General features: G+C 62.3%; 9 protein-coding genes. All 9 read left to right on the forward strand.

Annotated features, from left to right (window positions below; genetic code table 11):
* Positions 1 to 45: 45 nt before the first annotated feature.
* The 9 genes from LB515_RS21690 (at position 46) to LB515_RS21725 (ending at position 8,992) form a co-directional block, all read left to right on the forward strand.
* The gene (locus tag LB515_RS21690; protein WP_224708909.1) at positions 46 to 798 is read left to right on the forward strand and encodes a hypothetical protein; all 753 of its coding nucleotides are present in this window, start codon (positions 46 to 48) and stop codon (positions 796 to 798) included.
* A complete protein-coding gene (locus tag LB515_RS21695; RefSeq protein ID WP_224708910.1) occupies positions 788 to 2,845 on the forward strand; it encodes an HNH endonuclease in 2,058 nt (685 codons plus the stop codon). The genes LB515_RS21690 and LB515_RS21695 overlap by 11 nt, the downstream gene beginning before the upstream one ends.
* Complete coding sequence (locus LB515_RS21700) at positions 2,845 to 3,126, forward strand: hypothetical protein (protein WP_224708911.1); 282 nt, start codon at positions 2,845 to 2,847, stop codon at positions 3,124 to 3,126. The genes LB515_RS21695 and LB515_RS21700 overlap by 1 nt, the downstream gene beginning before the upstream one ends.
* A gap of 8 nt (positions 3,127 to 3,134) precedes the next feature.
* A complete protein-coding gene (locus tag LB515_RS21705) occupies positions 3,135 to 3,449 on the forward strand; it encodes a hypothetical protein (protein ID WP_224708912.1) in 315 nt (104 codons plus the stop codon).
* 1,058 nt (positions 3,450 to 4,507) lie between these two features.
* On the forward strand, positions 4,508 to 5,059 hold the full coding sequence (locus LB515_RS21710) for a hypothetical protein (RefSeq protein WP_224708913.1): 552 nt from the start codon (positions 4,508 to 4,510) through the stop codon (positions 5,057 to 5,059).
* A complete protein-coding gene (locus tag LB515_RS28200; protein ID WP_263490369.1) occupies positions 5,046 to 5,171 on the forward strand; it encodes a hypothetical protein in 126 nt (41 codons plus the stop codon). Before LB515_RS21710 ends, LB515_RS28200 begins: the two co-directional genes overlap by 14 nt.
* Positions 5,172 to 5,362: 191 nt before the next feature.
* Entirely contained in the window at positions 5,363 to 6,523 is a 1,161-nt protein-coding gene (locus tag LB515_RS21715) for an acyltransferase family protein (RefSeq protein ID WP_224708914.1), read from the forward strand.
* 322 nt (positions 6,524 to 6,845) lie between these two features.
* Positions 6,846 to 8,672 carry a portal protein gene (locus tag LB515_RS21720; protein ID WP_224708915.1) on the forward strand — a complete coding sequence of 609 codons (1,827 nt, stop codon included), beginning with the start codon at positions 6,846 to 6,848 and terminating at the stop codon, positions 8,670 to 8,672.
* A complete protein-coding gene (locus tag LB515_RS21725) occupies positions 8,669 to 8,992 on the forward strand; it encodes a hypothetical protein (protein ID WP_140868895.1) in 324 nt (107 codons plus the stop codon). Before LB515_RS21720 ends, LB515_RS21725 begins: the two co-directional genes overlap by 4 nt.
* Positions 8,993 to 9,212 lie beyond the last annotated feature (220 nt).

Raw genomic sequence — 9,212 nt, forward strand, 5'->3', positions numbered from 1 at the left:
TTGGCCCTGCCGCCGGCGGCGCTTGCGCGCGCCTGGAAGCCCCCCATGGTCCACATCATTCCTCTCTTCACCGATCAGCGCCGCCCTGGCGATGCGGCGCCCGGCGCTGCGCCGGCCGGCCCGCTCGATCCCTACTGGCAGGAGGTTGCCGCTCACTATGAACGGCGCATGGCGCAGCAGCAGGCCTTCGATACGGAGATCGCCGCGCGCAGGCTGGATGGCGAGATCGCGAGCGCCGAGGCCGATGTCGCGGCCAACGCGCCGGCCGACGGCGAAGGGCTGCACCACGCCATGTATGGCGAGGTCGATCCGCATACCGGCCGTGTGGTGCTCAAAGGCCGGTTCGACACGCTGTTCGACAATTTCCTGATGCAGGCGCCGCCCGAGCTGCGTGCCGGCCTCGCCAGCCGCAAGCCAGCCCTGCGAGAGGCAGGCTCGATGCGCATGGCGATGCGACAGCTCCAGCGCCGCGCCCAGTATGAGCAGGACCAGCTCGCCACGGCCCAGGCCGAAGAGCTCGACATGATCGCGAAGAGCGACCCGGACGACCACGCCGCCTTCGATGCCTCCCGCCATGCCGGCCTCGATCTCATCGCCAAGATGAACCTCGATCCCGAGAGCAGGCTGCAGGCCGAAGCCGACTGGCGCGAGAGCACGGCAACGGCACGGGTGGAGGCGCTGATTGCGCGGGATCCTCGTGGCGCACTGGAGCTGTTGCGAGGCGGGATCGCTCAGCAGGCACAGCCGGGCGGCGGCCAGACATTCAAAAACGACAGGGGCCAAGACGATGGATCGTAAACTCGACAGCGGAACGGTCTTGGATGGCGCTGAGGAGCAAACCAACGACACTGGCGAACAGGCCGGCGCCAAGGACCAGACCGCTGAACTCGCCCCGCTCTATGACAGGGTGGAGCAGGCGCTGAAGAAGCACCCGCCCGCCGACGCCCTAGCGAACAATGATCGGCCGGTCGCAGCGGTACTTGCCGATCTCACGCCGGACGCCACCGATGCGCTCTATCGGCGTGCGCGTGCGGCGGCGACCTCCCAACTGATCGGTGCCCGCGCCAATATTTCGATGGCCTTTCAGAACGCCCCGAAGGCTTTCGCGGACACCGGCAGCTACGCCGGGGTCATGCCCAAGCCCGAGGACTTCGCCTACGTCTTCGGCGTCGAGGAGGGCCGCCGGCAACTGGCGAAATTCGACCAGAGCCTGGAGATGGGCAAGCAGGCCTTCGACATGCGTGTCATGCCGGCTCGGGATATAAACAGCCAGCTTCTGGACGCAGCCGTCGGCGCGGCGAATTCGCCGGAGGGCCAGTCGCGCTATCGGGTAACCGCCGCTGCCGCCCAACACGTGCTGGAAGCCAGGCAGAACGATCCGGCCGGCGAGGCCATCAAGGCGTTTCCGCAGGCGAAAGAGGCCTGGCACTTGGCGGCCGACCAGGGCTGGCGCGATCCTGCCGCGGTCCAGAATGCACTGGCCCTGACCATCGCCACACAACGCCATCTCGGCATGGAGAACGCTCAGCCCGTGCCGCAATCGGTGCTGAAGGACCTCGGCGCACTACCGCCGCAAGACAGGTGGGCCGGGATGAACGGCCTGCTTGCCGGAACGACGGATCCGGCCCTCAAGACGGCGATGTCGCGGCAGTTCGCCGGGGCTGGGTTGCTTGGAGGACAGGCGCAGACGCCGGGAGCAACGATCGTCGGCCCGATGGCTGCCCAGGACCAACTGGATTTTGAGACCACTCAAGCTCTGCCCGAATCCGCCGCAGGTGGCGTTGCCGACCAAGAGGCAAAATTGGCGAGCCTCTTCGGTACGCTCTCTACCCCGGCTGACCGTGAGGCGATGCTACGTCATCTTCTGGCGACAAGTTCAGCCCGGACAGAGACAAGCGCGGTAGACCGGACGCGTCGCGAGTCGATAGTCGATCCCCGGATGATGCTCGACGTTCCGAAAGCGGTTGAGCTCGGTCTAGTAAACACCAACCAGGTCGAAAACTATATCCCTACGCTTCGGGATAAGGTTGGCGGCTTTTTGGTCGGCGATACTAAGCCGGACAGCGTGTGGCGCAATATTGCGCGGTCGTTCGTCGGTTCTGAAGGCGGTGGTGAGGAGGGGCTTTCCGTAGCCGACATCACGCCGATTGGCGCTCTTTTCGCGGGAGACCAAGCTCTCACTTCCGCACTTTATGGCAACTATGGCGACGCAGCACTCAATGCTCTAGGGGCGGTCCCCGCCGATCGGCTGGCGTTCATAGGCCTAAAACAAGCTGGCAAAATCGCCAGCCCCTTGGTCGAGAAAGTACCGAGGGTTTTGAAATGGTCGGACGAACTGGGTGAAGGGGCTGAGGCTCTTATCCCAAATGATAGTAGTGACCTCACCAAGTCGGCGGATGAAGTTCTTCCAGACGTAGCTAACCGTAACGAAGGAGTAGACGATCTATTCAAGCCCGGGTTGGGGCCGGCACCAGAAGCTGCAAGTGGCGAAGCAAAGACGCCGACCGGTCAGTTCTATAGTGTGGTATTTGAAACAAAGCTCGATCCTGCATTGTATCCTGGCTTCTCACGTCCGAACCATTTCCAGGCAGCCAATGAAGCCCTGCTGGTGCTCATGGAAAGGGAACCGGATTTCGCAAAGATTCTGCGAGAAGGCGGGATTAGCCTTCAGCGGACAAAGAGGGGGCTTGTCCCCCGGACTGCGCCTCCCGGCTACACATGGCATCACGCCGACGAACCCGGTGTGATGCAACTCGTTCCTAGATACCAACACGATCTTGGCACTATCTTCCAGAAAACCTTTCATCCGAATCGCCGAGGAGGATTTTCCATATGGGGAAAATAATGAAGTTACTGGATGTCGTTGGGAGGTTGTCGGATTTTGATGAAGAGGACACGATTTATGTATCTGAGCCTTGGACCGAAGATTCCGACGCAATGGTTGCGACCGCGCCCGACGATACTATGGTACCGCCACAGGCGGCAGCCAAAGCGGGTCTGACCTATTTCATCGAAATATTCATTGCGATTGAGGTCACAGAGGGATGGATCGGGTCGCAGAAGGAAAAGCCCAGCCTGTCAGCAATCTGTGACAGGCTGATTTATTACGCCACCTATGACGCGTGAGAGGGAAAATGGCGACCGACAAGCGTTATGACGGAAAGCCGCTGCTCAGGCTCCTTGAGCTCTATGTGCTGAAGGCGATTGGAGAACTCTCTCGGGAGTCGGAAAAATCGTTGAACGCCATGGCTCCCAAGTTGCAGGCCATCTATGGCGGCGACGGACGGTGGGAAGATGCGATCGCCAAGGCTCTCCACATGCCCGACACGATGCCGGAGGCAATCCGGGATATGTGGAAGAAAAACCTCAAAATCGCCCAGGACAACAAGGTGACGCTCACGCCTCAGCAATTTGCGGAAATGTTCGTGGACAACAACTTCGCCGGTTGATCGGTCATCCTCTGATACAATGCTCAGCATAGAAGACGTTCAGCCGTTGCCGAACTCTATCGCTGAAGACGCCATTATGTCGTTGATTGGCAACAAATCGCAACGCGAAGCCACGCGAGCACTGAGCCGCAGCCTATTGGGCGATACGGTCGATCCAAATCTGAGAATGTCGCTCATAAAGCAATTAATTTATGTTAGTGTGATGATAAGTTTACAGTAGAGGATTAATCTCGGTCCGACGTATCTATGAAAATATCACCGTATTCGATAAGTTCTCGTAAGAAAGATCTTGTCTCACGGAATGGTACAATCTCACAACATGTTTTCTGCGCTTTCGATCTAAGGAGATGGTGTCTTTTCCGTTTTGAAATGAACAGCATCGTTGCAGGGACGCTTCGTCGCTTATATTGTATATCGATAAGCTATAGCTATCTTTGTAGTCAATAAGGCTCATTTGGAATCCTTTGTCGAACTGCGCGTGGCTGTCGGAGTTCTTTTTACATACAGCAGTTCCGCCGAAATATCGCCCGTCGCTCGTCTTTAGAGAAAATTTTATAGAATAGCTGTTTGAGACATCTTGAGTAAGACTCGGAAGCGTCGTGGCAAAGATGAGCGTCGCGGCAGAAATAAAGAACTTCGATCCGAGCTGCATTTGAGAATCCATCGTAGACAGCGCTTTTATATAGATTAAGGAGCCATGTTAATGGGATCAATTGAAAGGCGGGGGCTACCTCCCATTGGGACCCGTGGTGCCTCGATCAGTCAGGAGGACGCCCAGCGCTTCGCGATGGACCTTCTTGATAATTACTTTTCGGGTCCCGGTGCCTATTTCGCGGATGGCCCCCATTCTTCGCCATGTGAAGAAGCGAAACGGCAGAACGGGCGAACGCTCCGTTGTTCGGATGTTGAAGAATTTAAGGACTGCATAAAATCATAAATGCGACACTGGTGAACAGAAGCTCGGTGGTGCATCGAAGCTCGATGCGCTCTGGAATAACGCAGTTCGGGTCGCCGGCGCGTCCTGTTGCTTGACCTCCGCCGCCGACGAAAGTCCATCCATGCCCATCCGCATCGTTCCCGCCACGCTGCGGGACCTTTCCTACATCGCTGCCAATCTGCGTCCCGAGGACCGGGCCGAGATCGACTGCCAGCTCGACCATTGGTCGCCGGCGCTGCTGGCGCTGACAGCACTTCAGGGCTTTGCCTATGTCGCCGAGCTCGACGGCAATCCGGAGGCGGGCTTCGGCGCCGCCGAGCAGCGCGGCGGCCTGTGGATCGCCTGGAGCTGGGGCACGTGCCGCATGAGGCGCTGCGTGCCCGAGATCACCCGCTTCTTTCATGCCGTGCTCGGGCCTCAGGTCGCGGCCAAGGGTGCCTGGCGCGTCGAGGCGAGGGCGCTTGCCGACAACGAGCTTGCCTTGCGCTGGCTGGACAGGCTCGGCGCCACCCAACGCTGCCGCCTGCCGGGCTATGGCCGGAACGGCAAAGATTTCTTCCTCTATGACTGGACAAGAGAAGGCTGGAACAATGTGTCTCTTTCAAAAACCACCGGAACTGAAGCCGCTGCCGCCGGTGCCGACCGCGCAGGACAAGGACGTGCAGGAGCGTGAAGCCGCGCTTCGCGCTGAGCTCGAACAGCGCCAGGGCACGCTCTCCACCGTCAAGACCGACCTTGCGCCGAGCGACGTCGCCGGCCGGCGCCGCGTGCTGCTGGGAGTATGACACCATGACCGCGATGAAACGCAGTTTTCGCAGGCGCGTGCTGGATTGGTGGTATTGGCGGCGGCACGCGCGGCTGGTGAAGAAACGGGCGGGCTGACGCCAGCCTTGCCGCGAGCGGCAGAGGGCGAGTGGCGAAACCGGGTTGACATTGAGACTCCCCTGGTCATGCTGCATCGCAGCATGGAGAGAGCATGACCGAGTCATCGCGCATCGAATGCCTGGATGGCCTTCGCGCCGCCGCCGCGCTGTGGGTGCTGGTCGGTCACTGCCTGCTGTTGACCGGCTGGCATGTTCCGGTGCTTGGCGACCCTGCGCTCGGCGTCGATCTCTTCATCATGCTGTCCGGATTTCTGATGGTGTTTCACTATCAGTTGCGCCAGGCCAAGGAGCCTTGGCAACGGCCTGAGACCTGGCTGAAATTCTGGACGCGGCGCTATTTTCGCATTGCGCCGCTGTTCTACGTCATGTTGCTCTTCGCCCTGGCGCTCGGGCCGTATCTCTATGGGTCACGGACGGTCATCGATGCCTTCCTGCAGCGCGCGCCACAGGCGCCCGAGCGATTCCTCGACGGCAGCCTGAAGAACATCGTCGCCCACCTGACATTCCTGTTCGGCCTGTCGCCGAACCTCGCCTATCGGACGCCGCTGCCCGACTGGAGTCTTGGCCTGGAAATGCAGTTCTACGCAGTCTTCCCGGCGCTGATGCTTTTGGTGCGCCGCTTCGACTGGATATGGAGCGCCATACTCGTGGCGGCGCTCGGCGGTCTGGCGGTGATGATCCTCGAGTCGCTGTCGGTCCATTTCCCGATGCCATCCTTCCTGCCGCTGAAGATCCAGGTGTTTCTTTGCGGCATGCTGCTGGCGGGCGTCCTGGCACAAAGCCAACCGAGGCCACTGCTGCATCTGGTCCTGGCCATGGCGCTTGCTGCGATCCCCTTTGGCGACGGCTACGGGGTTTCGAAATTCCTGATACGCGAAGCGCTGGTGCTGGGCTTCTTTGCCCTTGTCCTCTACCGCATGCTGCCCGGCTCGGCGGGCGTCGTGGCGAAAAAGGTCGCCGTGGCGCTGGGCGGCGGTGTCTTTCATGTTCTGGGCGAGCTGTCCTACAGCATCTATCTCATCCACTTGCTGGTGCTGCAGCCGGTCGCGGCATTCGTCATTGCCCGCTACGGCCAGGAGATGGACGCGCCGCTGCGCTTCGCCATCGTGCTGGCGATCGTGCTGCCGGTGGTCTGCCTTCTCTCCTTCGTCACCTACAGGGTCATCGAGATGCCCGGCCAGCAACTCGGCCGGGCGGTGCTGAGCCGGTTCGCGCGCAGGAAGCCGGTGCTGGGAACGACGCCGGCCGAGTAGAAGCGGCCGGCAGAACCGCCGCTCCTCCCTTAGGGCGAGAGGCCGATCCGACCCGGGCAAGCCAAGCGTACGGCTGTCGCGCCTTTCCAGCGTTTTCTAGATCGCCACCTCAGAAGCTGGCGTTCGTCACGCCCCCTCTGTCTTGCCGGACATCTCTCCTCAAGAGGAGATTGAATCGCTTTTGCCTCGCCACTCGCCGACGTGGCAAGGCGTGCGCCGAGCTCGAGCTGCTGATCTCCGCTGTCGAGGGGGGAGATGGCAAGCCAGAGGAGGCGCCGACCTCTCCAATCATCTCGTCCAGATCTCACCAAGGCTGATCCCCATGACCGATTCCCGCGCCCGCGATATCCTGTCGCGACAGGCCGAACTCGAGACCGAACGCGCCACTTACGAACCCGTCTGGGAGGCGGTGGCGGAGTTCTGCGATCCGGATGCGCCCGATATCTGGTCGGGTCGCCGCACCAGCCGCGGCGAGAGCCAGGCCGAGCGGCAGGAGCGGCGCGGCTCACGCGTCTACGCCAACACCATCAACTCCGCCGCCAACCGGCTCGCCGCCGGCCTGGAGAGCCTGATCATCCCGCAGTCCGAAAAATGGCACGGGCTGACCACGGCCGAGATGAATGACGAGGAGACCGACGAAGAGAAGGAATGGGCGGAAGCCTTGCGCGATTTCCTGTTCGCGTTACGCTATTCCGCCAACTCCAATTTCGTGCCGGCGACGCAAGCCTGCCTCAGGAACGTCGTGCGCTACGGCCCGGCCTATCTCTATGCCGAGGAAGGTTTTGGCGGCACGCCGATCCGCTACGCCTCGATCCCCGTGGTCGAAGGCTACCTGTCGCGCAACCGCTGGGGCCAGGTCGACATTTTTCACCGCCGCTACGAGCGCACCGCGCGCCAGGCGGCGCAGCTTCTGGGCTATGAAAAACTGCCGGCGCGCATCAAGGCGCTCGTCGACGACCCCGCCAAATGCGAGGAGAAGATCTCGCTCATCCAATGCGTCCAGCCGCGCGACGAGCGCCGTATGTACCGCAAGGGCGGCTCCTACCAATATCTCGACCAGGCCTTCGCCTCCTACCACGTCATCGAGGACGAGGAGGAGATCGTCAAGGAGAGCGGCTTCCGCACTTTCCCGGTCTCGACCTTCAACTGGCGCCGCTACGAGGGCGACGCCTATGGCATTTCGCCGGCGATCGAGGCGCTGACCACGGTCCGCGAGGAGAATGCCGTGCGCCGCTCCGGCTTGCGTGCGCTGCAGCAGATCACCGATCCGCCGACCGCGTCCAAGGCCAGGCTCGATTATGTGCCGGTGCTCAATCCCGGCGAAAACTATCCGGGCCTGATCGACGACAATGGCCGGCCGCTGATCCAGCCGATCGCCACCGGCCAGAACCCGAGCTATGCCTTCGACTATGCGGCGAGCCGCGCGGAGGAGATCCGCGACATGATGTTCGTCAATCTGTTCCAGACGCTGGTTCAGAACCCGCAGATGACCGCCACCGAGGCGCTGATCCGGCAGGAGGAGAAGGGCGCGCTGCTTGGGCCCTCGGGCTCGATCATCCAGGCCGGCTTTGCCGCCAATCTCGACCGCGAGCTGTCGATCCTCGAGGACAAGGGACTCTATGACGATGACAGCCGCTTCCGCCCGCCGGAAAGCCTCGCCGGCAAGGCGGTGCAGCCGACCTTCACCGGCCCGCTCGATGTGCTGCGCCGCTCGGCCGAGGCGCGCGACACCATCCAGGTGGTCACCACCGCCATGCAGATGGCGCAGTTCGATCCCGGTATCATGGACAATATCGACGGCGACGAGGCGATCCGCGTCGTGCAGAGCGCCGGGCGCAGTCCGCAGCGCATTTTCCGCCGCAAGGACGAGGTGGAAGGGATGCGTGGCGCGCGGGCGCAGGCGCAGCAGGCCCAGGCCGGCATGGCGGCGATCGCCACCGCCGGCAAGGTGGCCAAGGACGCGGTGCCGGCGGCCGTCCAGGCGCGCGACAGCGGCCTGCTCGACAGCCTGCAGGCGATGATGCAGGGCGCTCAGGGCGGGGCTGGCGGTGGCGCGGCCGGTCCGCCCGGTGCGGCACAAGGCGCGACGCCCGGCGGGCAGGGCGCGGTAGCTGGTTCTCAGGGCGGCGCCACCAATGGTGCCGCATGAGCCGCAAACGCTTCGCCCGTCCCTCCGACGCCGGCGGTCCGCTCGCCGCGCGCGAGGCGCTGACCAAGGCCTATCGCCGCGTCTTCTCCGGCGAGGACGGCGAGCTGGTGCTGGCCGATCTCACTGCCACGACAGGCTACTACCGCCGCCCCTCCTACGGCGACTGGCTGGCCCGCACCAAGACGCCCGAAGGTTTTGAGCTGCACAGCGCGCTCTCCAACGCGCGGGCGGAAGTGGTGCAACACATCATGGGATTTCTCGCGCTCGAAGACGCCGACCTCGCCGCGCTGGAAAAGGCAGCGCGCGCCGAGGAGAGGTGAGGCGCTGAAACCGCAATCTCCCCCCAAGTGGGGGAGATGCCCGGCAGGGCAGAGGGGGCGCGAAGGAACGCGACCTGTCGCCTTCGTCATCCTAGGGCGGAGCGAGGAGCGCAGCGACGAGCGCAGACCCTAGGATCCATGCCGTGACGCTAAGGTATTGCAACGGTTCAGAATTCTGCTCCGCTGCGTCCTCCGGCGAAGGTCACGGCATGGATCCTCG

The organism is Mesorhizobium sp. CA15, assembly GCF_020165215.1.
Classification (GTDB): Bacteria; Pseudomonadota; Alphaproteobacteria; order Rhizobiales; family Rhizobiaceae; genus Mesorhizobium.

Excerpts from the sequence above, each read along its gene's own strand:
- LB515_RS21695 (WP_224708910.1), top strand. The coding sequence starts at position 788 with ATGGATCGTAAACTCGACAGCGGAACGGTCTTGGATGGCGCTGAGGAG.
- LB515_RS21715 (WP_224708914.1), top strand. The coding sequence starts at position 5,363 with ATGACCGAGTCATCGCGCATCGAATGCCTGGATGGCCTTCGCGCCGCC.
- LB515_RS21720 (WP_224708915.1), top strand. The coding sequence starts at position 6,846 with ATGACCGATTCCCGCGCCCGCGATATCCTGTCGCGACAGGCCGAACTC.
- LB515_RS21710 (WP_224708913.1), top strand. The coding sequence starts at position 4,508 with ATGCCCATCCGCATCGTTCCCGCCACGCTGCGGGACCTTTCCTACATC.
- LB515_RS21690 (WP_224708909.1), top strand. The coding sequence starts at position 46 with ATGGTCCACATCATTCCTCTCTTCACCGATCAGCGCCGCCCTGGCGAT.
- LB515_RS21700 (WP_224708911.1), top strand. The coding sequence starts at position 2,845 with ATGAAGTTACTGGATGTCGTTGGGAGGTTGTCGGATTTTGATGAAGAG.
- LB515_RS21725 (WP_140868895.1), top strand. The coding sequence starts at position 8,669 with ATGAGCCGCAAACGCTTCGCCCGTCCCTCCGACGCCGGCGGTCCGCTC.
- LB515_RS21705 (WP_224708912.1), top strand. The coding sequence starts at position 3,135 with ATGGCGACCGACAAGCGTTATGACGGAAAGCCGCTGCTCAGGCTCCTT.